Origin of the sequence: Aequorivita capsosiphonis DSM 23843 (assembly GCF_000429125.1) — a bacterium.
In the GTDB taxonomy this organism is placed as follows: domain Bacteria; phylum Bacteroidota; class Bacteroidia; order Flavobacteriales; family Flavobacteriaceae; genus Aequorivita; species Aequorivita capsosiphonis.
Genome location: NZ_AUBG01000016.1, coordinates 100,210 through 125,546 on the forward strand (window position 1 = coordinate 100,210; position 25,337 = coordinate 125,546).

General features: G+C 36.0%; 17 protein-coding genes. 13 read left to right on the forward strand and 4 right to left on the reverse strand.

The window, feature by feature from the left end:
• Nucleotide 1: 1 nt before the first annotated feature.
• The 4 genes from G440_RS0114460 to G440_RS0114475 form a co-directional block, all read right to left on the reverse strand.
• A complete protein-coding gene (locus G440_RS0114460) occupies nucleotides 2-688 on the reverse strand; it encodes a hypothetical protein (protein ID WP_169718965.1) in 687 nt (228 codons plus the stop codon).
• Nucleotides 689-929: 241 nt separating this feature from the next.
• On the reverse strand, nucleotides 930-1,844 hold the full coding sequence (locus tag G440_RS0114465; protein ID WP_026451965.1) for a patatin-like phospholipase family protein: 915 nt from the start codon (nucleotides 1,842-1,844) through the stop codon (nucleotides 930-932).
• A complete protein-coding gene (locus G440_RS0114470; RefSeq protein ID WP_034259621.1) occupies nucleotides 1,841-3,931 on the reverse strand; it encodes a M1 family metallopeptidase in 2,091 nt (696 codons plus the stop codon). The genes G440_RS0114465 and G440_RS0114470 overlap by 4 nt, the downstream gene beginning before the upstream one ends.
• A gap of 110 nt (nucleotides 3,932-4,041) precedes the next feature.
• On the reverse strand, nucleotides 4,042-5,619 hold the full coding sequence (locus G440_RS0114475; protein ID WP_026451967.1) for a T9SS type A sorting domain-containing protein: 1,578 nt from the start codon (nucleotides 5,617-5,619) through the stop codon (nucleotides 4,042-4,044).
• Between the two features lie 189 nt (nucleotides 5,620-5,808).
• Here G440_RS0114475 and recG point away from each other — a divergent pair, with 189 nt between their 5' ends.
• The 13 genes from recG (at nucleotide 5,809) to G440_RS0114540 (ending at nucleotide 25,336) form a co-directional block, all read left to right on the forward strand.
• Entirely contained in the window at nucleotides 5,809-7,938 is a 2,130-nt protein-coding gene (gene recG, locus G440_RS0114480; RefSeq protein WP_026451968.1) for an ATP-dependent DNA helicase RecG, read from the forward strand.
• A gap of 219 nt (nucleotides 7,939-8,157) precedes the next feature.
• Nucleotides 8,158-8,991: a helix-turn-helix domain-containing protein gene (locus tag G440_RS0114485; protein WP_034259623.1), complete on the forward strand. Its 834-nt coding sequence runs from the start codon at nucleotides 8,158-8,160 to the stop codon at nucleotides 8,989-8,991.
• A 154-nt stretch (nucleotides 8,992-9,145) separates the two neighbouring features.
• Nucleotides 9,146-10,861: a M28 family peptidase gene (locus G440_RS0114490; RefSeq protein ID WP_026451970.1), complete on the forward strand. Its 1,716-nt coding sequence runs from the start codon at nucleotides 9,146-9,148 to the stop codon at nucleotides 10,859-10,861.
• A 40-nt stretch (nucleotides 10,862-10,901) separates the two neighbouring features.
• Complete coding sequence (locus G440_RS0114495) at nucleotides 10,902-11,870, forward strand: T9SS type A sorting domain-containing protein (RefSeq protein ID WP_084426814.1); 969 nt, start codon at nucleotides 10,902-10,904, stop codon at nucleotides 11,868-11,870.
• Nucleotides 11,871-12,342: 472 nt separating this feature from the next.
• Nucleotides 12,343-13,371, forward strand: a complete 1,029-nt coding sequence (locus G440_RS0114500) for a helix-turn-helix domain-containing protein (protein WP_157418004.1) — start codon at nucleotides 12,343-12,345, stop codon at nucleotides 13,369-13,371.
• On the forward strand, nucleotides 13,372-14,481 hold the full coding sequence (locus tag G440_RS0114505) for a tetratricopeptide repeat protein (RefSeq protein WP_157418006.1): 1,110 nt from the start codon (nucleotides 13,372-13,374) through the stop codon (nucleotides 14,479-14,481).
• 433 nt (nucleotides 14,482-14,914) lie between these two features.
• A complete protein-coding gene (locus G440_RS0114510; protein ID WP_245574866.1) occupies nucleotides 14,915-17,542 on the forward strand; it encodes a M4 family metallopeptidase in 2,628 nt (875 codons plus the stop codon).
• A 180-nt stretch (nucleotides 17,543-17,722) separates the two neighbouring features.
• Nucleotides 17,723-18,697 (forward strand): T9SS type A sorting domain-containing protein, encoded by a 975-nt coding sequence (locus tag G440_RS0114515; RefSeq protein ID WP_084426817.1) that lies wholly within the window; start codon nucleotides 17,723-17,725, stop codon nucleotides 18,695-18,697.
• 266 nt (nucleotides 18,698-18,963) lie between these two features.
• On the forward strand, nucleotides 18,964-19,446 hold the full coding sequence (locus tag G440_RS0114520; RefSeq protein ID WP_026451976.1) for a PH domain-containing protein: 483 nt from the start codon (nucleotides 18,964-18,966) through the stop codon (nucleotides 19,444-19,446).
• Between the two features lie 83 nt (nucleotides 19,447-19,529).
• A complete protein-coding gene (locus tag G440_RS0114525; RefSeq protein ID WP_026451977.1) occupies nucleotides 19,530-21,734 on the forward strand; it encodes a RelA/SpoT family protein in 2,205 nt (734 codons plus the stop codon).
• Nucleotides 21,735-22,129: 395 nt separating this feature from the next.
• Nucleotides 22,130-23,413 carry an amidohydrolase family protein gene (locus G440_RS20035; protein ID WP_051285400.1) on the forward strand — a complete coding sequence of 428 codons (1,284 nt, stop codon included), beginning with the start codon at nucleotides 22,130-22,132 and terminating at the stop codon, nucleotides 23,411-23,413.
• Between the two features lie 370 nt (nucleotides 23,414-23,783).
• Entirely contained in the window at nucleotides 23,784-24,587 is an 804-nt protein-coding gene (locus tag G440_RS0114535) for a class I SAM-dependent methyltransferase (RefSeq protein WP_026451978.1), read from the forward strand.
• 275 nt (nucleotides 24,588-24,862) lie between these two features.
• Nucleotides 24,863-25,336 carry a Fur family transcriptional regulator gene (locus G440_RS0114540; RefSeq protein ID WP_026451979.1) on the forward strand — a complete coding sequence of 158 codons (474 nt, stop codon included), beginning with the start codon at nucleotides 24,863-24,865 and terminating at the stop codon, nucleotides 25,334-25,336.
• Nucleotide 25,337 lies beyond the last annotated feature (1 nt).

A 25,337-nucleotide genomic window follows, 5' to 3' on the forward strand; every position in this document is an offset into this window, starting at 1 on the left:
TTTAATTATTATTACTAAAATCATCCGGTCCCGGCGGCGGCATGAGATTACCATCATTTAATATCAAACTTGATGTTCCTCCATTCTGGACTGGGTTACTTCCTGCCATAAAAAAACCAGCCTCATTCACTTGTCCTTTAGAGTCGGACTGTTCTTTATTTTGACCTTTATCTTCATTGTTCGCAGGTTTCTTAATGGGCACCGCTGTAAATTTTCCGTCAATTTCGGCTATTGAAAAGCCAACATTTTCACCCTTATATTCCATCGTTGGAAGAACGAAAAAGCTATTTCTTCTTGGATACCTCACTTTATCACCGTTGGCAAACGTTTCACTGTTGGGGTAATTTGATAGATAAAACCGTAAGGTTCTCACATCTACTTTCGCCTGCGCAGCTTGATATTCCACATAGGCTATGTATTGTTTTATAGTTTCTAAATCGTATTCGGCCAAACGTGTTGGTGTAAATGGATTAGTATCTGAAACAACACTATCCTCATATTTTTTTATAAGCGGAACTCGTCGCTCGCTGTAATTTTTATACATTTCAGTGGCCTGCTCCACAGAGATTATTTCCTCTGGTGGTTTGACTGGACCTGGGTTTGGATCGTTTGCTGGTTCTTGGCAACTAAGAAACAATGAATTCATAAATATTAAAAACAATAATGGGCTGATTAGTCTTGCTCTCATAACAATTGGTATTGGTTGAAGTATAATATTGGAATAAATATAATTACAAATGCCATAAGTTAAAAACCTATTCATTGTAATTTCACGTGAAGATAACTCATGCAGCTTGATTATTAGCTATTTATCCAACACTTCTTAGAGGAATAAGGGAAAATACTGAAACAAAGGGGGAAATCCCCCTCTTATAAAAATGTCTAGAAATCATATTATAGGTCCCTTATTGGAAGTAGGTAATTAAAGGCTAATCAACTTTAGTGCGAATTTCATTCAATTCTTCATTTTTTTGATGTGCATATTCATACCCGCGTTCCCACCACATTCCCATCATTTTTTTATCAAAAATCAATGAGTTCGTTGTTAAAACCGTTGGTGTATAATATAGATTTATTATGACATCTTTATTGGCTGCTACATATTTTCCGATTCGGATATTCTGCTTTTCAATACGATCGGCCATATAGCTATGCATATTCGTAAGTAGTGAAAACACATTTTTTGAAGGGAGTCGGTTATAATATGTTACCTCCGTTTCCAAAACAATAACATCAACCTTGGTTGCCCCACGATTTATGGCTTCTTCAATAGGAACCATGCTTCCAAAGCCACCGTCGGCATATTCACAGCCATCCTTTTTCACCAAACTCATAAATGGAGTGAAATTTGAAGAAATCCAAATCCAATCCAGGAAATCTTTATACTCAAAATCATTGACAGATTTATATTCTACTTGGTTTAAAGAGAGATTAGAAACAGTAACCACCACTTCTTTTTCAGAATTTTTTAAAATATTAAACTCATTTTCGGTAAAGGTTTTACCAATAAGTTTTCGAAGGTTTTTGCTTTCTCCGAAAGTTTTTTTGCCTTTCACAAAGTTCCTTAATACCGTAAAATGATTTATTCCTATCTGTTTCCCACCAAACTTATCTTCCTTTATCACAAATGGACAACTGTTAAAAATACTTTTCTGGTTTACGGAGGTGAAGACTTCTCTTATCTTTTTAACCTCGTTTAAAGCTAAATGTGAAATAAGCAAACTACCGGTAGAGGTTCCCACAAAAATATCGTAATCTTGATGGAGTTCTTCCATTAGGTATTGAGCCACTCCACCTGCAAATGCGCCCTTACTTCCTCCTCCAGATATAACCAATGCTTTCATTCCTTCGTAATTGAATTTAAATAATTTGCCGCTTTTTCTGAAACTTGTCTCCTCAAAATCTTTACCTTTTCATAGTTTCCTTTATTCTGAAGCACCTTGTTCAGTAGTTCTTTAGATGTTTTCGAAAAACGCCAAGTGGGGTGCACACAAGCCTCTACCAGATTTTTAAGGGTTTTAGCGTCCCACAGATTAAGTTGATCTACATATTCAAATGCTTTATCGCGAACTTCAAAACTATAGTTGGCTGCGGTATAGTTTGTCAATTCATTTAAATAGGAATCCTTTTGAGCGTCCTCATATTCTCCCGTAATTAGAGCTAAAGCAAGCCATAGCTGGCGAATGTTTTTATTCTGAAAACCCACAATCCCTTCTGTCTTGTTGAGATATTCGCGGCGATTTTTTGGAAATTGCATACTTAATTGATACAAAGTAGCCTCCATCGTTACGTACGAATCATCATTCAGCAAACCTTCATACTCCTTTTGAAGTTCTATTGGAATTGTTTGTAGCGAAAGCGCCACCGCCTGACGAACATATAGATTGTTGCTTTCGAAAGCGTTTTTATAAAGGGAAAGTGTTTCAGAAATAGGCTCCTCCATTAACTGATAAACCGCTTCTTGACCAATAAAATCATTCGGGAAAGTAAGAGCCGTTTTCAATTGCAATTTTTTATCGGCTAAAGGAGTTGCTCGCAGCGCTGAAACTTCAAAGTAGCTTTTTATAAAAGACGATTTCAACAAGGATTGATATGCTTCTTCCGCCTTAAATGCGCTTTGCTGCAACCAATTCTTTTCAAATTCTGAAATATCAGTTGCAGTAACGGCTTTCACTTCGTTTAAAAAATCTTCATTGGAAACATTTTTGAATTTATATTTCTCCAAATAATTTTTAATCGAAACTCTAAAAGCCTCCTCCCCTATTTCCTCCCGCAAAATATGAAGAGCCCAAGCACCTTTTTGATAAAAAGTAAGCGAACTTGCCTTCGGGTCTAAAAGTGACTCCCCTTTTCCTTTATCGCTTGCCGCTTTTAACTGCTCCGCCGTTTGGTATAGTTGCCAATAGTAATATTCTTCTCCAAAAATTTCCTTTTCAGCCAATAAAGCATAATAAGTGGCGAAACCTTCCTGCAACCAATGATCTCCGTTCGTTTTTTCAGTTACCATATCACCAAACCATTGGTGCGCCAACTCGTGGGCATTTACGTTGATGTAATTTCTATCGTTAAAACCTATGGAATCCACCATAAACGCTTCGGAAAAAATTGTTGTGGTAGTATTTTCCATGCCGGCATATAAGAAATCGCGGACAGGCACTTGTTTATAGTTTTGCCACGGATATGGCACCCCAATTTCAGTTTCCAAGAAGTCAAAAATCTGCTTGCTGTACCGATATGTAGGTTCTACTTTTAGCGAATCTGTTGGTTTGTAATATAATTGTATCGGGATTCCGGAATTAGCTACCAGGTTTTTATTTTCATAATTTCCAATGACGAGAGCCACTAAATAACTAGACATGGGTTCTTTCATATCGAAATGCCAGTATTTTTCTCCATCCTTTTCAGCTACGTTTCTCAATTTTCCATTGGCAATCACCGTTTTATCTTCGGAAGAAATCAGGGTTAGATCAAATTCAATTTTATCATTAACATCATCAATACTCGGCAACCAATGTGAAGTGTACTTCCCCTGTCCTTGGGTCCAGATTTCGTTTCCGAAGAAATATAGCGTTTGCTTCGGTTTCATTGAATATTGAAAATCGGCTTTATAAGTTTTCCCTTTTTCAAATTCACCTACAAACCACAACTTCTTATCAACAGCTGTTATATGGAAGTTCTTAGTTTTAATTTCTTCAGTCGAAATATTTACCGCATCCATAAATATGGAATCGGCTTGTTTTAAAACTTCAAAAGTCACAACAAAATGACCTTTAACTTCTTTTTGAGTAGCATCAGGTTGAATAGAAGCTTCAATTTTTAAAAAATCAACAACCTCGGTCTGCTGTGCAATCAATTTCGCATTAAAACCAAAACCAAACAGCAGTAAAACGAAAACAATCACCAATGAAAGTCTTTGACATTTTAAATTCATTTTTGTTTTGGACTTCGATTTCGATTTCGATTTCAAATAGTAATGCATAAAAAAAAGGTTATTCTTGATATTCAAAAATAACCTTTTTAGAATGTATGCTATAGGTTTTCCTACTCTAAAATAATTCTTTTCACTCCAGTTCCATAAGAGTTTTCAATGTTTATAAAATAAACTCCCTTTGAAAGATTAGAAACATCAAACGAATAATCGTTCAACTGGGCAGCAGATTTAAAATAATAGGTCTTCACTGACTTTCCATCCACAGTATTAATAGTCATACTAGACGTTGACTCTGGAAATGCTGTTTTTATTTGGAAGACTCCCGATGACGGGTTTGGATAAACCGTTATATCATAAACCTGGGTGTTATCTATATTTTTAATCCCCAAGGTGTTTCCATAAACCATTGGGTTATTACTTTGATTGATAATGTGCGTATCCACATAATAAACAGGATTGGAACCGTCATTACAATCTGCACAAGTCTGCCCAGTAACACAATTGGGATTGTTTGGATGGCAATAATCTCTGTAACTTGGGTGGAAACGATAATCCAGATCGATAGTGGTGCCTGCATAAGCCGTTAAGTCATAACTATCTGGTTGCGAAATAGCTCCTGGGCACCAGCCCGCTCTATTATACTGCCAAGTACCTTGCTGTCCGGTACAACCATCCGGATTTGGATTACATTGATTCCACAAATGTTGGGTAAATTCTTGGGTGCCATTTACATCAATATAATGGGTGGCGTTAAAAAATTCAGCAGCGTTCCCCGAGTTAAGCGAACCCCAATTATGACCGGTATTTGAAACGCGCAAATGTGAAGCTTGCACTCCTTCCGGAATTTCAACATTAAAAGTTTCAACTGGCTCTAGGTTGTCCATATCGCCAAATGGATAAGCATCATCCCAAATTTCCACTACGTTACTGTAAGCGAACTCTGGTGCGCCAGCAGTATAATTTGTATCTAAAGATAATTGCCATCCACCAGTTCCCCAAGTGTCAATGAACACGCGGATTTCCACTTCGCCTTGAAGAAGCGACATATAATCCGTAACATCCAATTCGTGGCTACAAGCCACTCCATAAGGAGTAATATATCTAATTAATTGTATCCAGTTTCCATCTGGAGCTTTTACATCAATAAAAGCCCAACGATCCCAATCGTCACAACCTCCAGAGATACTTGGACAGGCAACATCTAAATATGCATTGATATCATTATAAGCGCCTACAAACTGAGGAAATGTATAGGTACCGTAATACCAACGACTGTTTTCACCCGTAAATTCGATAACCACGTCCTCCAAACTTGTAACCATTTGGGTAGAAGCACTGTTAGTAACAACCACGTTTCTAGTGATTGAGGTTTCATCACCACTATCTGTTTTAGCAGTCATTATTATTTCGTGACTCCCATAACTATCAGGTGTCCAAAGGTAATAGTAAAAACCAGTATCAGCTTCCGCTTGATAATCGGTTCCGTCGATATTTATTATTACTTCCGAAATAATGTCGGTGCTATCAACAATAGCATTCATATATATAGGATATGCCTTTAATGTGGGCATTTCAATAGGGTAATCTTCCGTCAATCGGGTTGTAAGTTCGGGGGTAGTAAGGGGTTCAGCAAAAGCTGAAATTTGCAGTAGCATGGCCAAAACAAATAAGAAGTAGTTTTTTTTCATTTTTAGGTTGTTTTTGAGATTAAAAAAGATCGCGTGCTAAAACCAGATCAATTTGATATTTTAGCGATTTTTGATTAGCATTTCAAACAATGGATTGTTTAAATTAGCAAAATATATTAACAAATATATCTTTTAAACTTTAATCCAAGAGTTAATCAGTATTTTTATTACAAAAAACGAAGCTAGTTTATGAATTCCAATTTCTTGCAAACCCCTATCGTTTATTTGAAAGGCGTTGGCCCCAATAGGGCGGATTTGCTAAAAAAAGAACTTGGAATCCATAGTTTTCAAGATTTGCTCAATCTCTTTCCAAATCGCTATTTGGATCGTACCCAATATTATAAAATAGCGCAATTACAGCAAACCAACGCCGAAGTTCAGATAGTTGGAAAAATCACACATATTAAAACCGTAGAACAAAAGCGTGGCAAGCGATTGGTTGCAACTTTTAAAGACGAAACCGGCCAAATAGAACTCGTTTGGTTCCGTGGCCAAAAATGGATTCGCGAGAGTTTAAAAATAAACAAGCCGTATGTAATTTTCGGAAAAACGAATTATTTTAACGGTAGTTTCTCCATGCCGCACCCTGAAATGGAATTGGTGGAAACACACGAAAAAAGTATCCGTTCAGCCATGCAACCTGTGTATCCTTCCACCGAAAAATTAGGGAACAGTGGCATCACAAACAGGGTGATAAATACCTTGATGCAGCAGCTATTTATTGAGAGCAAAAACAACTTTGCAGAAACCCTTTCCAAACCACTTTTGGAGGAGTTAAAGTTAGTGTCTAAAAAGGATGCACTTTTCAATGTACATTTCCCAAAAAGTCAAGCACATTTGGCACGTGCACAATACCGATTAAAGTTTGAGGAATTGTTCTATATCCAACTGCAATTAGTTCGAAAAAACTTGCTCCATAAATCGAAAATAAAAGGTTATACTTTTGATAAAATCGGCGACAATTTCAACACGTTTTTTTCTAAACATTTACCCTTTGAATTAACCAATGCACAGAAACGGGTTATAAAGGAAATCCGCAATGATTTAGGGAGCAATGCGCAAATGAACCGACTTCTCCAAGGCGATGTAGGTTCTGGGAAGACTATAGTGGCTTTAATGTCAATGCTGATAGCACTTGACAACGGTTTTCAAACTTGTTTAATGGCGCCGACAGAAATTTTATCGATCCAACATTATACAGGTTTAATTGAATTGTGTGATAATTTGAATATAAGTATCGAATTACTAACTGGATCAACAAAAACTTCAAAGCGAAGGAAAATTCATGAAAAATTGGAAAATGGCAAGTTAGACATCTTGATCGGTACGCATGCCTTGCTTGAAGACAAGGTGAAGTTTAAAAATTTAGGGCTTGCCATTGTAGATGAACAACATCGTTTCGGCGTGGAACAAAGAAGCAAACTTTGGCATAAAGGAGGCGCCTCTGAGGAGGTTCGTGGGGCTATTCCCCCGCACATTCTAGTTATGACCGCCACCCCTATCCCCCGCACCCTTGCCATGAGTATTTACGGAGACCTGGATATTAGTGTAATTGACGAACTTCCTCCAGGTAGAAAAGATATCAAAACCGTACATCGTTTTGATGCAAATAGACTGAAGGTTTTTCACTTTATAAAAGACGAAATTTCCAAGGGTAGGCAGGTCTATGTTGTGTACCCCTTAATTCAGGAAAGCGAGACCATGGATTACAAAGATTTGATGGACGGGTACGAAAGTATTACGCGTGATTTCCCCTTGCCAGAGTATCAAGTTTCCATCGTGCACGGACAAATGAAACCAGCCGACAAAGAGTATGAAATGAATCGCTTTGTAAAAGGTGAAACCCAAATTATGGTCGCCACAACGGTTATAGAAGTTGGCGTAAATGTTCCAAATGCCAGTGTGATGATTATTGAAAGTGCAGAGCGTTTTGGGCTTTCACAATTACATCAATTGCGTGGTCGTGTAGGACGTGGTGCCGAGCAGAGTTATTGTATTTTAATGACTAGCCATAAACTTTCCGCGGATGCGAAAACCCGCTTAGAAACCATGGTCCGCACCAGTGACGGCTTTGAAATTGCCGAAGTAGATTTAAAGCTCCGTGGTCCCGGCGATATGATGGGAACTCAGCAAAGTGGCGTTTTAAACCTTCGCATTGCAGATATAGTAAAGGATTCCGAAATATTAAAGATTGCCAGAAGTTATGCAATGCAGGTTTTAAAAGCAGACCCCAACCTTTCTTCTGAAGAAAACATTCCTATAAAGAATACGTATGCACGATTGGTGAAGTATCGCAATATTTGGAATTATATTTCGTAGCCTATTATTAAAATATAATTTTTCTTTCTGTTAAAAAATAATACTCAAAAAAGAAATAAATTGAATGTAGTTACTTAACTGATACAATCATCAAACTTTAATGAGGGAAACTTCCATGGATTTAGGGGGATTTAATCCTACATTAGTTCAATTATTTATCGTAATTTACTAACTATCTAATAGTTAGAAATTTTAACATCAAATCTTAAAGTAAATGAGATGTTTCAGAGATATGTTCCATCCAAAACACTACAGCCCTACATCGCTTTTTACTATACTATAAAATGTAGAAAGTCGGATTATGACTATATAATTAGTGAATATTCTTTACCTAATGGATTTGGATATATGGGGTTTCATTCTTGTGGTTCTTTCTATATATTTCAAAACAATAAAATAAAAGAGCTTCCAAGGTTCTATACAGTTGGCCAGCAAACGCAACACTACTATATTAATTCAGACTCGGATCTTGTAGATTTCTATGGTGTAGGGTTACAACCAACGGGATTATGGCATCTTTTTGGATTGGATATGCCCACAATCACAGATAGTGTTATTGCAACTACTTGTCTCTTCCGCAATGATTTTCAAAAATTCACGAAACAGTTTGATTCATTAAAAGAAGTTGCTCCAAAAATAAAGCTTATTGAAAATCTTCTGCTCCATGAGTTATTAACCGCTCAACCACAATTAAATGTAATTGATTCAGCTATCCAAAAAATAAATGAAACTTACGGGTGTTGCTCACTTACTGAGATTACAAGTGGTTTGGGGATTAGTCCACGATATTTCCAAAAAAAGTTTAAAAAAATGGTTGGCATTACTCCTACTGCTTTCAAGCGTATTATCCGTTTTAATTTTATGTTTGCCGAAATTCAACCGGATTCCCATATAGATTATCAATCCTTAAGTGCGCTTTGCAATTATTATGATTTCCCCCACTTCTCCAAAGACTTTAAAAAGTATTGTGGAGCCTGTCCCTCAAAATTTCATATAGACAAGTTCCATTTTCTTCAAGAAGTTATAACTTCAAAAGTTTTACTTGGAAAATAACTACAAAATCCTTTTAAATAAATTAATTAACTGACTGCCAATTAATAAAGGACGCTTTTATACAACTCATTATAAAATTTCTACCTTACATTTAAACCACTAAACTCCCCAATATTGATTATTAAAGAATATTAACCTCTTTAAATTTAATATTATGGGACATTTAAACTTTATCAATTCCGGAGCAAAAACATGCAAAAACTACTTTGCGAAACACGAGGCTCCATTCCAATTAAAAGACAACAATAAACCTGACCCTTCCAAAAGTGGGTACGGGCTTGGCAAACGGAACAATTTTCTAACATTTATGTTTGGCATTTTCACACTCGCCTGTTTTGCTCAAAACACTGCACCACAAATCGAAATTACAGATGTAATCGTAGATGAAAGCGCAAAAACACTTACCGTTAATTACTCCTTAAACGACGCCGAAAATGATTTATGTGAAGTATGGCTTAAAATGTCTTTAGATGATGGAATTTATTTTGAAACAATCCCAGAATTAAACATTTCAGGAGATATTGGTTCTGGTATTCATCCTTATCCCGTACATTCTTTTTCTTGGAATTACTCAGACTTAACTGTAGGAATTAGAAGTGTGGATATTAAACTCTATGCCTCAGACAATCAACCCGTTGATATTGCCGAAATGGTCAGCCAGGTTGATGAAGCAAGATTATTAAGCAACTTACAATTTATTGAAGGGGAGCGGCATTATTTAACGGCACCCGTCCATCTGGAGGAAGTACGTACATTTATTGAAGGTGCTTTTATAGATGCAAATCTTCAAACCGAACGCCATGATTTCACGACTGAAGGTGTGACTATGCAGAATATCATTGGTCGAAAGCCTGGTGTAAAAGATGAGGGTATCACTTATATTATTGACGGTCATTTTGATGGTGTGGCCGGCAGTCCGGCTGCTGACGATAACGGCTCAGCAGTAGCAGGAACACTTGAAGCACTTCGCATATTATCGCAATATACCTTTGAACATTCCATTCGATTTATTGGTTTTGATGCTGAGGAAAGTTTATGGCCTAACGGAAGTGATCGGTACATTTACAATGGTATTAAACCTTTTGAGGATTTACAGGGAACTTTAAATATGGAGATGATTGGGTTCTATTCTGATGTGCCAAACTCGCAAACCTTACCTGCGGGTTTCGGCACTCTTTTTCCAGAAGCTGTACAAGAGATTGCAGATGACGATTACAGAGGGAATTTTCTATTTGGCGTTGGCAACACGCTCTCAAATCCGCTGTTAACAGCCTTTATTAATGCTTCAGAAAACTATGTTCCGGAATTAAGATTAATTACGGTCTCTGTAGCTGGTACGGGCCAGAGCGTACCGGATCTTCGCAGAAGTGATCACGCAAGTTTTTGGGATGCTGGTTTACAAGCGCTGATGCTAACTGATACTGCCGACTTTAGAAATGAAAACTATCATACTCCCGGCGATAGCCTAGGCACCCTCGATTTTGAATTTATGAAAAACGTAGTGAAAGCCAATTTAGCAACGGCGGCCGTACTTGCCAAACCAATTAGCGCCGGATTTGACGAAGCTGATTTATCTGCTTGGTTAGGCATAGGAGAATACGATCAGCAGTTTGCGACAGAAATATTTATATTTCCTAACCCATCAAATGGACTCTTATCATTACGGGTTGAGAATGCCAAAATTGGATTTATCGCTCGTGTTGAAGTTTACGATCTACTAGGAAAACGTGTTTACCTTGATGCCATAGACTTACCTGCAGGTACAAGTAATTCTGAAATTAACCTAGAGAATTTAGCCAACGGTTCTTATATACTTATCCTAAATTCAGGAAATGCCAAAAAATCGATCGGATTTATTATTTCAGATTGAATTGAAATTCTTATAAAACACTAATCTTAAATTTCATATTATGAAAATAGCTACAATAACTTTCGTATTGTGCGCAATCCTGACAATATCTATGTCAGGACAAAAAGCCAAAAAAAATATTGCGCCAATAGTATCTTCTAGCGAGCTGACATACAATTCTAAGGTTTCAGCCTCCAATTTAGCTTCTTGTAATGGAACTCTTCCAAATTATACCAACGGTACTACAAGTATTTCAGGAAGGGTAGCATCTCAAGATTTTGATTTAAACTACAATGCCTATGATTGCCAGGCAGCAGATGATTTTGAGGCTCCCGGTATTGGGGAATCCACAATTTGCAAAGTATCCGTAATTGGTAGATTTTCTGGTGGTGGTTTTGCTGCAGATCCTAGCAGCGAAATAGTGGTTGAATTATTTGTAGATGATGGTGGGCTACCAGGAACAATAATATATACTGAAAATTTTCCCGGAACTATAGATGACAACAATGACGGGGATTTTATATTAGGTCTAACTGGAGGACCTGAATTAATGGGTGGTACAACATATTGGATAGGTGTTCAGGCCATATTGAACATTAATGGTGGACAATGGTATTGGGATACCGCAACAGATGGGAATGGAAATCCTTATGCTTGGCAAAACCCTCTTGGCGGTTTTGGTCTTGGCTGTTTTACGTGGTCGCCCCATACAAACTGTTCATTATCTCCAGGACCAGATTTGATGATGGATATATCCTTTAATGAGTCTCTAGGAACAAACTCCAATTCCTTGGAAACAGCTGTCAAGATTTATCCAAACCCAGCAAATAACCAATTCACTTTACAAACTGAGGTGTCCTTGGAAAAATTGACAATATATGACCTTAGTGGAAGATTAATAAACAATGTAGATTTGTCGGAAATGAAGAATGAAAAAACGATTGATATTTCATCATTGACTTCAGGAGTATATATTGTTCGTGTAAATAGTGATCAAGGTTCTATTGTAAAAAATTTACTGAAACAATAGTCTTAATCAGAAAACCAAAAGGTCTTCTGCTATAGAATCCATAGCAGAAGACCTTTTTTATAATTATTGTGATAGAAAAAAAATAAAATCTATCCTTTTTATTTATTCCAATAAAAGATTAAGAATACTAAAAATTGCTTGAGAAGTTATGTTTAAGCAGACTTCAACCTTTCTCCTGAATAATTCCTTTCTATAGAAAACACCTTGGACAGTTGGTGAAGTTTTGACATTTGTATAATTATATATTGTAGATTTCATCAATCAAAATTTCATATAGGAAGTTCTATTTTCTACAAGAGGTAATCCCTTCAAAAGATTTGGTTGGCTTACCACTATAAAACTATTTTAAGTTTTCACATATAATTGATATTCAAATGATAAAGGCGGTTTTATACAAGCCGCTATAAGATTTGAACACTATAAATAATTGGCAAAAAAAAGCTATCTTTATTTGGGATTTCATATAAATGAAATGAGTAAAAAATTTATAGAAAAAGCGCATGGTATTGTGATGAGCAATCTTTCCGAGGAAAATTTCGGAGCAAGTAGCCTTGCATCAATGTTAGGATTGAGTACATCTCAAACACTCAGGAGAATAAAGGCCGCCACAGGAAAATCGGCAAATATATATATTAGGGATATTCGATTAAAGGAAGCTGCCCGATTAATTCAGGAAACCGAGCTCTCTTTTGCTGAAATTTCATATCAAGTAGGTTTTAACAGTGCATCTTATTTTAGTAAAACCTTTAGCAAATATTATGGTATTACCCCAGGTGAGTTTAAAATCCGAAAACTTAGTTCGGAGGAATTGGATACTATCAAGCCCAAGCAAACCTTGCGTAGTTTTATTACAAGCAAATCGACTCTCTATATTGGTATTGTATTTCTGGCTTTGTTAGTAGGATATTTTATTGTAAATGACATAGCGGCAAAAAATAATTCTCTACCCAATTCTATCGCGGTTTTACCATTTAAAGATTTGAGTCAACAGGACAACCAATGGTTTTGCGATGGCGTTTCAGAAAATATTTTACATTCCTTGGCACAGATAAAAGATGTAACGGTCACTTCTTTTACTTCTTCATCTACCTATAGAAATTCAGAAAAACGTATTCCAGAAATTGCTAAGGAGTTGGGAGTCTCATATATTCTGGAAGGCAGTGTGGTACTACATGACAATAAAACAAAAATCATTGTTCAGTTGATTGATCGTAACGACAATTATATTTGGTCCAAAGAATACTCTGATGATTTCAATAATATTATAGATATCCAGAACAATGTAGCCCAAGAGGTATTAAGTCAATTTAAAACAATCCTGACTCCAATAGAGGAGCAAACCTTAAATGCCTACCCCACAAAAAATATGGAGGCTTATGCACTACATTTGGAAGGCAGCTTGATCAATGAAAGTAGAAAATTTGAGGATTTAGAAAAAAACATTGAGAACAATAAGAAAGCCATTGCTTTAGATTCCAATTTTGTAGAGGCCTATGCCTAGGTGGCGTCGACAAATCTCGTGGTTGCCATTAACTACGAATTAAGTGGTAATAATAAATACGTAAAAGAAGCCCAAATTTATACTAATGAGGCTTTGGCTATAGACCCGAATTCTGCCAGGGCCAATGCGGTTAAAGCGAGACTCTTATTGGGTAATGATTGGAGTGAGAGTGAAAAGTATTTTAAAAAAGCCATCGCCTTAAATCCAAACGATAGCGAAACACGCTATTGGTATGCAGATTATTTTCTTAAGTCTGAAAATTCTGATTTAAAACAAGCCCTCAATCAAGCAACTATCGCCTCTAAACTAAGTCCATTTTCTCCGAAAATTACTGCCAGATATGCATGGTTATTAATTTTAAATAAAAGGTTCGATGAGGCTGAATCCTATCTTACAGCTTACGGATTTGTTATACCTACTGATGAGAGGTTTCTAATTAGCTTACATTTAAGAAGTCGGAAAAATAAAGATTGGCAGCCCGTTTTTGATTGGGCATATACCTTAATTAAGAGTGATCCCGAAAATGCAGCAATGTACTACCACTATTTGGCCCAAGGTTACAATCAAATATACATAGACAAATTAAAGTCAATGGAATGTGCTAAGAAGGCTTATGAGTTAAATGATTATTTTTTATTTTTCTATATTAATAATTTAATGATAAATGGATTTCATAATAAGGCTGCCGAATTCCTTCAGTCTGATGTTTTTAAAAATCTTTCGGAAGAAAGTAAAAGATATTATACCTGGGAATACCAATACTACACTGGGAACTATGAAGAAGCTCAAAAGGAAATAGAAAAATATCCAAAAGCATTTAAGTATGCAGAGCTCTCGAAAACCTATGCACAGTTAGGAGATAGAGCGAAACTGGATAGCATCAACAAATTATATTTTGTACAAGGAGAATATAAATATTTTTACAGAGCCTATGTGCATGCTATATTAAAGGAACGGGATTCAATGTATTATTGCTTAAATAAAGTAAAATATAGTTACTATAATCCTTTTACATTAACAAACGGAAGTCCAGAATTCGAGCCTTACAAAAACGACTCTCGTTATAAGGCACTTTTAAAAGAGTTTTACATTCCAATTACGGTAAAGTAAAATTCCAATAATATAACTGGAAATCTTTTAATCTTCACTAGCCTGTTTGGGAATTCCAACTCAATTAAAATTCTTCTTTTTATTACTACTGCAACGCTACACTGACGTGCCACGTATAGAACTGCGTGAAAATTTCAACAAAACGCCCAAATAAAACTAGGTATTGCCTGTTTTTTACAACATCTAAACATAGCTATTGATGTACTTTGATACTATTAAAAATTGAGATGGTACTATCAATTATTGGCCAAATTAGAATTTAGTATTATGAAAAGAATCATAAATGCTGCCCGCATAAAATGTTCGAACATCGATTGATGCTTTAGCACAATTTTTATGCAAGCCTATAGAAGATTACCTAATTACTTTTAAAAAAATACTAACTCCCACAATTGATTTAAAAAAGAATATTAACCTATTTAAATTTATCATTATGGGACATTTAAACTTTATCAATTCGGGAGTAAGAATAGCAGAAAACTACTTTACAATTCGCGCCATTAAATCACATTATTTAAAGGCAACATCAAGAATATTAAAAAAAGTAATTTCAACGCTCGTATGTTTACTTCTAATGGGCACATTGGCCTTAGCTCAAAACGTTCAAACATCTATTGATGCTTTAAGCAAACAGACAGATGCAGTAATCACCGTAAACAAAAACTCTGGAATTGTCCAATTCATTAGATTTCCAAATACGAAACCCTTGGATTTGCGAGGTCATACCGTATATGAAAAAGCACTTTCCTTTTTGAACGATTACAGTGGTATTTACGATATACCAAACATAAACGAATCTTTTATTCAGAAGACTACTGAAACGGATCAATATGGATTAAAACGCGTTGTGTTGTCCCAAGTTTATAATGATGTTCCCATTTTTGATGGCCAATTGATTTTTCATTTTAATATTGAAGAAAAGCTGACTGCCATTAATGGAAATTATATTGTTAATATTAAAGTAAATCCTGTTCCAAGTATATCCCAATCACGGGCTTCATCAATTGCTCTGGAAACAATACATAACCAAAGCATCAATTTTTCAGGAGCTCCTTTACAAATAATAGAAAGTAACTTGTTCATATTTCAAAAAGGAATGACTCAAGGCTATCGGGATGGGCAACATTTAGTTTATAAAGTTGAAGTTGGAAATCTTATAGATGTACGGGAATTTCTTTTTATAGACGCACATACCGGCACCGTAATAGAACAATATACCGGAATAGCCCATGCCATAGACCGCACCATTTATGAAAGCACAACTTCAAATATTGTTTGGCAGGAAGGTGATCCATTTCCAGGAACACTTACACAATGGCAACAGAACGAAGTGGTGGCGTCTGAGCATACCTATAATTTTTTTAAAAACGCCTTTGGATATGTGTCTTACAATGGCGCAGATATACCAATGAAGGTAATTAATAATGATCCAAATATTGTTTGTCCAAATGCCACTTGGAATGGTATTACTGCAAGTTTTTGTGATAATGTAGCAGCAGATGATGTTATAGGTCATGAATGGGGTCATGCTTATATGGAATATACAGGTGGCCTAATCTATAGTTGGCAATCGGGTGCACTTGATGAATCTTATGCAGATATTTGGGGAGAAACGATCGATTTATTGAATGGGTATGAAGATGACGGAGAAGATCTTTCGCTAAGAACCGGTTGCGGTAGCTCTGATCGTTGGATGGAAGGTGAAGATGCAAGCGGTTGGGGAGGTGCGATAAGAGATATGTGGGACCCTACTTGCAAGGGAAGTCCTGGAAAAGTAAGTGATACACAGTTTTGGTGTTCCGGAATCGATTTTGGTGGCGTACATACAAATTCTGGCGTTCCCAACCATCTTTACGCCTTATTGGTAGATGGTGGCAATTATAATGGACAAACCATCTCTGGCATTGGTTTTACAAAAGCTGCCCACATTTTTTGGAGAGCACAGAGCCAATATTTAACCGCAACCAGTGGTTTTATACTATTTGCAGATGCTCTAGAAGCAGCCGCGACAGATTTATTGGGGATCAACTTGGAAGGCTTGTCCACTGCATTCCCAACCGGACCTTCTGGGGAAGAAGTTACTGCAAATGACCTTACACAAGTTACTAATGTTATTCTTGCCGTAGAATTAAGAAACGACCCACCCGCTGCATGTTTTACCACCATTTTGCAACCTTTAACTGATGAATTGTGTGAAGCCGCAACTTCTAACCCCATATTTTTTGAAGATTGGGAAAATGGATTTGGCGATTGGACTCATGAGGAACTCCCGGTGCATCCATCTTTATGGGTACCGAGAGATTGGGTGGTTTATACTGATCCTATTGCCAATAGAACTGGTTTTATTGCTTACGGCCAAGCGGGTTATTATGCCAATTGCACAACAAACGGGCAAGAAGGTATTATTCGGTTGACCAGTCCAATTATTACCATGCCAAATGATTCCAATCCCACGTTTGAAATGGCGTTTAATCATGCAATTTCTTTAGAAGCAGGGTTTGACGGTGCAAATATTAAGTATAGTCTAAACGGAGGCGATTGGAATTTAGTGGAGTCATCTTCATTTACTGAGAATCCTTATAACTTCAATTTTTTGTACAACACGGAAAACCCTTTGGCTCTCGAACCTGGTTTTACTTCATCAGATGGTGCAGGAGCATTTCTAACTTGGGGAACTAGTGTTATAGATCTTTCTACCCTAGGAGTAACGGCAAATTCAACTATTCAATTTAGGTTTGAAGTAGGGACAGATAAATGTGCTGGTGTATTAGGTTGGGCCTTGGATGAAATTATGGTCTATAATTGTGAATCGCTTTCTATTGCCGATACAGATTTTGAAAACATCATTAAAGCATACCCTAATCCAACTGATGGAATCATAAACATAAAGGCAAATGCACCAATAAATAAACTAGAGATCTATACTATATTTGGGCAATTGGTGGCATCAAACAATAATTCGGACCATATAGATTTTACTGGTTTTAGCAACGGAATATATATTCTAAAGGTTACTGCAAACGATGGTAGATTCAGTATGATTAAAGTATTAAAAGAATAATCATCATTTGCATTGTATGGATAGACAATTGGCTTAATATTTATTAAAATGAACTCAGTAAATAAAGGCATAGAAGTCTATAGCTAAAAGTTTGAGATTGTCAAGAAGTTATGGCTTAAAAAAATTAATTAGTATGCAATGATTTTTCTATACAATTACTAATCTTAAATTCTTAAAATTATGAAAACACATACTTTAACTTTCGTATTCTGCGCAGTCTTGACGCTATCGATGTTAGGGCAACAAATCGGAGAAAACAGTACTCCAGTAGCTTCATCCGGGGTACTTTCATACAATCCTAATACTACATTCTCCAATTTAGCTTCTTGTAATGGAACTCTTCCAAATTATACCAATGCTATTCCAAATGGTGGACGAGGGGCAGCATCTCAAGATTTTGAAATAAACTTCGATGCCTATGATTGCCTGGCAGCAGATGATTTTGAGGCTCCGGGTTCTGGTGAATCAACAATTTGTGAGGTATTCATAACTGGATCTCTCACAGAAACTGGTTTTGCCGGAGATCCCGGCAGTGGAATTGTATTTAAATTGTTTGAAGATGATGGTGGGCTACCTGGAACTCTGCTATATACTGAAAATTTTCCTGGCACTGTTGATGCAGACAATGATGGGAGTTTCTTGCTTGAGCTTTCAGGTGGGCCTTCTTTATCTGGTGGCACTAAGTACTGGTTAAGTGTGCATGCCATTTTAAATATAATTTTAGCAGGACAATGGTATTGGAGTACTGCAAGTGATGGAAACGGAGACATATTCGCTTGGCAGAATCCCCTTGATGGCTTTGGCGGTGGTTGCACTACTTGGTCTCCCTATACAAATTGCGGATTATCATCTGATGGGCCAGATTTGCTGATGGATATATCCTTTAATGAGTCTCTTGGAATCAATTCCAATTCTTTGGAAAGAGCCGTAAAAATCTATCCTAACCCAGCAAATAAACAATTCACTTTACAAACTGAGGTGTCCTTGGAAAAATTGACAATATATGACCTTAGTGGAAGAATGGTGAACAATGTAGATTTGTCAGAAATGAAAAATGAAATGACAGTCAATATTTCATCTTTAGTTTCGGGAATTTATATGGTTCGCATTGAAAGTGATCAAGTTTCTATTGTAAAAAATTTAATAAAACAATAGTCTTAATCAGAAAACCAAAAGGTCTTCTGCTATAGAATCCATAGCAGAAGACTTTTTTATAATTATTGTGATAGAAAAAAAAAATAAAATCTATCCTTTTTATTTATTCCAATAAAAGATTAAGAATACTAAAAATTGCTTGAGAAGTTATGTTTAAGCAGACTTCAACCTTTCTCCTGAATAATTCCTTTCTATAGAAAACACCTTGGACAGTTGATGAAGTTTCAAATTATATGTTGTAAATTTCATCAATTAAATTTTGAAAGATGACAATTTATAAAAGCAGAAGTTCCAATTCAGTAAGAATAATCACTATTGGCGGAATCCTCTTACTAATTTCCATAATCATAAGCATCATTTTAATAAGAGAACACTATGAAATAACTATTGGCATTGGTGCAACTTTAATACTTTTAGGTTTTTTGATTTATTTCTACTTCAATTCGCTTCAGGTAGTTATTATTAAAAACGAAATCCTTATTCTCAAAAAGAATATTGGAAAGATTGAAATTAAATTTTCTGAAATTAAATCAGTTAAAAGCATTTCGGGTACGGTCTTAACGATGACGGCCGGAAGCAAAGGTTTTTTTGGATTTATAGGTGTTACTATGGATGGTTCCAAAAGTTTTGTGAAGGATCGAAGTAACGTGATACAGTTAATAACTTCATCAAATAAGAAATATTTATTCAGTTGCGACAATTCAGAAGACTTGATAAATAAACTCGATTTTAAAAAACCGTATCGATAATTAATATTTATCTTTTCTTTAATAGGAGGCCTTGGCATTAATTATTGTTGTCCATTAAAATACTTATCATTACTTTTAGATTTATGACAGAAGCCGCCTTAGAACAAGAAAACAAAGAGCTTGCGAAGCAGTATAAACAGTTGCTCAAGATCAGTTATCGCACCCTTACCAAGGAAGATAAAAAACTAATACGCAGCGCGTTTGACCTTGCCGTTGATGCCCATAAAGATCAACGCCGCAAAAGCGGGGAAGCCTATATTTTTCATCCCGTGGCTGTTGCAAAAATTGTGGCGGCAGAAATTGGTCTAGATGCAACTTCCATTGCAGCCGCCCTCTTACACGATGTGGTTGAAGATACCGAATACACCTTGGAGGACATTGAGCGCATGTTTGGCAAGGCCGTAGCGCGAATTGTTGATGGCTTAACCAAAATTGCCCACATCTCCATGTCTGAAGATGTTTCCATGCAAGCGGAAAACTTTCGGAAAATGCTGCTTACACTTAATGAGGACATTCGAGTAATCATTATAAAAATTGCGGACCGCCTCCATAATATGCAGACCATGGATTCTATGCCTGCTTATAAACAGCGGAAGATTGCTTCGGAAACACTTTACATTTATGCTCCTTTAGCCCATAGAATCGGGCTTTACAATATAAAAAGCGAACTTGAGGATCTCGGTTTAAAATTTACCGAACCAGAAGTATATACTGATATATTAAGCAGAATTAAAGAAAGTAAGGAAGAACAGGACGCCTATATTGAAGCTTTTAATAAGGTGATAAAAGATTCCTTAGACGCCGAAGAATTGCAATATGAAATCAAAGGCCGTCCAAAATCGATCTTTTCCATTCATCGGAAAATGCTTGCCCAAAATGTCACCTTTGACGAGGTTTACGACAAATTCGCGGTTCGGATAATTTATAAAAGTCAGCCCGAAAACGAAAAATTTCTCGCTTGGAAAATTTATTCCATTGTCACCGACCATTTTAGACCAAACCCGATTCGGTTACGTGATTGGATTTCTTCCCCTAAATCTACGGGTTATGAAGCTTTACACATAACCGTGATGGGACCAAAAGGGCGTTGGGTAGAAGTGCAGATTCGCAGTGACCGTATGAACGAGATTGCCGAAAAAGGATTCGCCGCACATTATAAATATAAAAATAACGAAAAAGACGACGGCGGATTAGAGAGCTGGCTAAATAAGCTTCAGGATACCCTTGAAAATTCAGAAATAAGCGCCGTGGATTTTGTAGAAGAATTCAAATTGAATCTCTACGCCAAGGAAATTTTTGTTTTTACGCCAAAAGGAGATCTTTATTCCCTACCCAAAGGGGCAACGGCATTGGATTTTGCCTTCCATATTCACACTGAAATTGGAATGCACACCCGTGGCACCAAGGTTAACGGAAAATTAGTGCCCTTAAGTTTTGAGTTGAAAAGTGGCGACCAAGTTGAAATAATCACTTCAGAAAATGCAAAACCTACAGCTAACTGGTTAAATTATGCAACCAGCGGAAGAGCGCGTTCCAAAATAAAATCCTCCTTAAAAGATGAGAAAAAACAGCTTGCCGAAGAAGGAAAGGTAATTTTGGGGAGAAAACTCAAGTCGCTAAAAATAAGTTTAGACGAGACAACACTAAATCAATTAGTGGTATTCTTTAAAGTAAAAACAAGTCTGGACCTTTACTATCGTGTTGGTGCAGGGATTATCGACAATCAAAAACTAAAAGATTTTGCTGCCTCCAGAAGTAACGCTTTTATCAGTTTCTTTAAAAACAGAATTCGCAAACCAGATAAACCCGATGATGTTCATAAAGAAGAACTCACCGAAAAATATGATCAGCTTGTCTTTGGAAAAAACGAAGATAAACTGGATTATAAAATGGCACATTGCTGCAATCCCATTCCGGGAGATGATGTGTTTGGTTTTGTAACGGTGAATGAGGGTATTAAAGTCCATAAAACAAATTGCCCGAATGCGCTGCAGCTTCAGAGCAATTACAGTTACCGCATTATGCCCGCCAAGTGGATTGATTCCACCCAGCGCGAGTTCAAGGCGAATCTTACTATTAGCGGCATTGACACCATTGGTCTGGTAAATGAAGTGACAAAAGTGGTTTCCAGCAATCTTCACATAGATATGAAAAGTGTGCATTTTGACAGTAATGACGGTATTTTCACTGGCAAAATAATCGTTATTGTAAAAAACAAAACCATTTTAAATAATTTGGTCGATAATATTAAAAAGATAAATGGAATTGATAAAGTCACGCGGTTGTAGCGTTGAAAGTTGAAAGTTGAAAGTTGAAAGTTGAAAGTTGAAAGTTGAAATAACTAAAAATAGATTTTCCGCATTAAATTATGGTTGACTTTTCGGGAAAATTCAAATTATTTCAAATCCTTTTTGAAGGAACTTATTGGAAATAGTAAAGTAGTCTTTCTTAACGCATACGATTTAAGAATCTTCAAATAACGAAAGTACTACTGCGCCTTGGCAAAACTATAACTTAACTAAATCTGGTCAGAACAAAGCATTATTTAATGGAACAAGTCTCTGTAATAGAAAAATAAAACCTACTAATTCCCAGAACCCACAAAGTGTAAAAATAATTACTCAAAATCAGCACACTTAAACCCGAAGTTATTCTTATACCAGCTCTTGCTTACAATCAGAAAATGAAAAACACTACCTTAATATCCTTCCTTTTAATAGTCTTTAATTTTTCACTAAAGGCTCAAGATAAAAACGACTCTACTCAAATTTATCTTAGGAATGCGTATATCTTAGATTTCCAAACCGATGAATTTAGGCTTGGCAATATTTTGATTGAGAATGATATAATTTCAAAAATTAATTATGGCAAATCTTCCGTTGATAAAGAGGGAGCGTCAAACTACAACTTAGAGACCTTTTATATTATACCAGGTTTAATTGATGCACATGTTCATTTAGGGACAGACCCTTCAGGTGAAGATAATTTAGAGGTGACAAAACAAAGACTCAACTACTTACTGTTCAATGGTGTAACTAGTGTAAGGGACATGGCAGGTGATGCCCGCTATCTGAGCTACTTGTCTAGATTAGCTCTGCTCGATGAAATTAATGCTCCTGATATTTATTTTTCTGCTTTATTTGCTGGTGATTCATTTTTTAAAGACTTGAGGACTAAGGCTGCCTCAAAGGGAACAAAAGCAGGGCAAGCTCCTTGGATGCGGGCCATTAATTCTTCCTCTAATTTAAATCAGTTAATTGCCGAAGCTAAAGGAACCGGTGCTACAGGAATTAAAGTATATGCTGATTTAGATTATAACATAGTAAAAAATATCGTTGCTGCTGCTCATAAACAAAACATGAAAGTTTGGGCACATGCTACCGTCTTTCCCGTAAAACCATCTGAGCTTAGCATAGCTGGAGTAGATGTATTGTCGCATGCTACATTGCTTGCATGGGAAGAAGAAAATGATGTGCCAACTGACGCTGCGCTGAGATATAGTAAACGCGAATATTTTGAAGTTAATAATCCAGTCTTTACGAAACTTATGAAAACGCTAAAAGCAAATAACACCATTTTAGATGCCACTGTTAATGTTTATAGAGATAACCCTAAGGATACTACTTTAATTCAAAAAGGAATCGCTCTTACAAAACTCGCTTATCAAAAAAAAGTCGAAGTTGGCGTGGGAACCGATATGGAACTAGATGATTTAACAGCTATAGCTCCTATTTTTCAAGAAATGAATACACTACAAAAAGAAGTTGGGATGAAACCGATAGATATTATTCGAGCTGCAACTATTGTAAATGCAAAGATGATAGGTAAAGAAAACTCTATTGGATCTATTGCGGAAGGAAAGAAGGCAAATATGGTTGTTTTAAAGTTAAATCCATTAATAGATATAAAGAACTGCTCGAACATTAAATATGCAATTAAAAATGGAAAAGTATTTAAAAAGGAATAATTGTGTAATGTAAAAAATATGCAAGGAGTAGATTTGGAATGTAGCGCATAACACCTAAAAACCTCACGTTACTTCTGAATCCACTGGATGAACTCCACAATTAAAACAACTCTTGTTATAAAAATCGAGTGATCTAAATCGATTAGATTAATTTCTAGCCCAATTCCTAAGCATAAAAGAAATGAGTAGTTGTTTTCATAACAGACCTAAGCTATTTAAAAACCTTAATCGGTAATTGAACAAAAACACAACTATAGATAGCTGGCGCATATATGGACCCCAGAAAAAGACCTTCCATAAACTATTCACTATTGTTATTTTACTAGTAATTAAAAGTATATTTGAAAAAAAATAGATTGATAATTAATATATGAAAAGAGGACAGATTTCGGATATACTGAGAAAGCTAGGATTGATTTATTTCTCGGATTGGTTAAGATACTACAAACAGAAATTTGACAATAGAAAAGTAAACAAGTCTTTTAAACTAAAGAACCCCGATGTAAAACTTCCACCGGACTACCTGATTTATGAATCATTCCAGATAAATTATGAAAAATATTACACCAATAGTATTGGTACTGCCGAATGGTTAAGAGATCACTTCAAAAAACATATTGATTTAAAAAATAAGCGAATATTGGATTGGGGATGTGGCCCTGGGAGAATAATCCGCCACTTACCTAACGTGATAGGCAACGAATGTGAATTTTTCGCAACTGATTATAACAAGGAAACGATAGCCTGGTGCTCTAAAAACTTGCCTGAGATTCATTTTAATCAAAACTCGTTAACCGCACAATTGCCATACGAGGATGATTTTATGGATATAATTTATGGAATCTCGATTTTCACCCATCTTTCAGAACAATTACATTATGATTGGTTTAATGAATTATATCGGGTTTTAAAACCAAATGGGATCATGTTTTTGACAACGCAAGGCGATAATTTCAGAGTAAAACTTACAGATTCAGAACTTAAGAAGTATAATGATAATCAACTGGTTGTTAGAGGAAATGTAAAGGAAGGGCATCGAACATATTCCGCATTTCACCCCAAAGGATTTATGAAGCAACTGTATCATAACGTTGAGGTATTAGAACATATTGAAACCAAACCCGAAGACGGAAATTATGTGCCGCAAGATATTTGGATCATTAAAAAAACGTAAAATGCTATTGTGGAAAAAATTAGACTAGACTGACTTTAAAATCATCAAAAACGCAATGCTTACCCTAAATTGCGGTATATCGTAATATAACCTTCGTAACTTTTCACATTACAAAATTTCACCCAATTCCCGTTGCATTATGTATAATCTCAATTAGATTTTTAAATGTCGTATTAAAAAATTTGAATGTTTAATTGGTATAAACTTCAAAGCTTCTTTTTCTTTACATTGAACAAGGGAAGAACCAAAATTTGAGTAACTTTGTATCTTTAATTATGAGCTCAAAAACAGACACAAATAATCAAGCAATAGTAAAGAACGTTTTTACCGGTTTTCTTCAAGATAAAGGGCACCGTAAAACACCTGAACGCTATGCCATTCTTCAAGAAATCTATGACCACGACGATCATTTTGATATCGAATCGCTGTACATAAATATGAAGAATAAAAATTACCGTGTAAGTCGGGCCACGCTTTACAATACTATTGAATTGCTCTTGGAATGCGGTTTGGTGCGTAAACACCAGTTTGGTCAAAACCAGGCGCATTATGAAAAATCATATTTTGACCGCAATCACGATCACGTAATCCTTTCAGATGGCGAGGTTATCGAGTTTTGCGATCCGCGAATACACAGTATCAAAAAAACTATTGAAGAGGTTTTTAATATTGAAATAACCAACCATTCACTCTATTTCTACGGAAATAAAAAAAATCCCGACGAAAATTCAGACGGGGAAAATTCCTAAA

What these genes read in the sequence shown, in the direction of transcription:
- G440_RS0114460 (WP_169718965.1), bottom strand. Translation starts at nt 688, where the DNA reads ATGAGAGCAAGACTAATCAGCCCATTATTGTTTTTAATATTTATGAAT.
- G440_RS0114465 (WP_026451965.1), bottom strand. Translation starts at nt 1,844, where the DNA reads ATGAAAGCATTGGTTATATCTGGAGGAGGAAGTAAGGGCGCATTTGCA.
- G440_RS0114470 (WP_034259621.1), bottom strand. Translation starts at nt 3,931, where the DNA reads ATGAATTTAAAATGTCAAAGACTTTCATTGGTGATTGTTTTCGTTTTA.
- G440_RS0114475 (WP_026451967.1), bottom strand. Translation starts at nt 5,619, where the DNA reads ATGAAAAAAAACTACTTCTTATTTGTTTTGGCCATGCTACTGCAAATT.
- recG (WP_026451968.1), top strand. Translation starts at nt 5,809, where the DNA reads ATGAATTCCAATTTCTTGCAAACCCCTATCGTTTATTTGAAAGGCGTT.
- G440_RS0114485 (WP_034259623.1), top strand. Translation starts at nt 8,158, where the DNA reads ATGTTTCAGAGATATGTTCCATCCAAAACACTACAGCCCTACATCGCT.
- G440_RS0114490 (WP_026451970.1), top strand. Translation starts at nt 9,146, where the DNA reads ATGGGACATTTAAACTTTATCAATTCCGGAGCAAAAACATGCAAAAAC.
- G440_RS0114495 (WP_084426814.1), top strand. Translation starts at nt 10,902, where the DNA reads ATGAAAATAGCTACAATAACTTTCGTATTGTGCGCAATCCTGACAATA.
- G440_RS0114500 (WP_157418004.1), top strand. Translation starts at nt 12,343, where the DNA reads ATGAGTAAAAAATTTATAGAAAAAGCGCATGGTATTGTGATGAGCAAT.
- G440_RS0114510 (WP_245574866.1), top strand. Translation starts at nt 14,915, where the DNA reads ATGGGACATTTAAACTTTATCAATTCGGGAGTAAGAATAGCAGAAAAC.
- G440_RS0114515 (WP_084426817.1), top strand. Translation starts at nt 17,723, where the DNA reads ATGAAAACACATACTTTAACTTTCGTATTCTGCGCAGTCTTGACGCTA.
- G440_RS0114520 (WP_026451976.1), top strand. Translation starts at nt 18,964, where the DNA reads ATGACAATTTATAAAAGCAGAAGTTCCAATTCAGTAAGAATAATCACT.
- G440_RS0114525 (WP_026451977.1), top strand. Translation starts at nt 19,530, where the DNA reads ATGACAGAAGCCGCCTTAGAACAAGAAAACAAAGAGCTTGCGAAGCAG.
- G440_RS20035 (WP_051285400.1), top strand. Translation starts at nt 22,130, where the DNA reads ATGAAAAACACTACCTTAATATCCTTCCTTTTAATAGTCTTTAATTTT.
- G440_RS0114535 (WP_026451978.1), top strand. Translation starts at nt 23,784, where the DNA reads ATGAAAAGAGGACAGATTTCGGATATACTGAGAAAGCTAGGATTGATT.
- G440_RS0114540 (WP_026451979.1), top strand. Translation starts at nt 24,863, where the DNA reads ATGAGCTCAAAAACAGACACAAATAATCAAGCAATAGTAAAGAACGTT.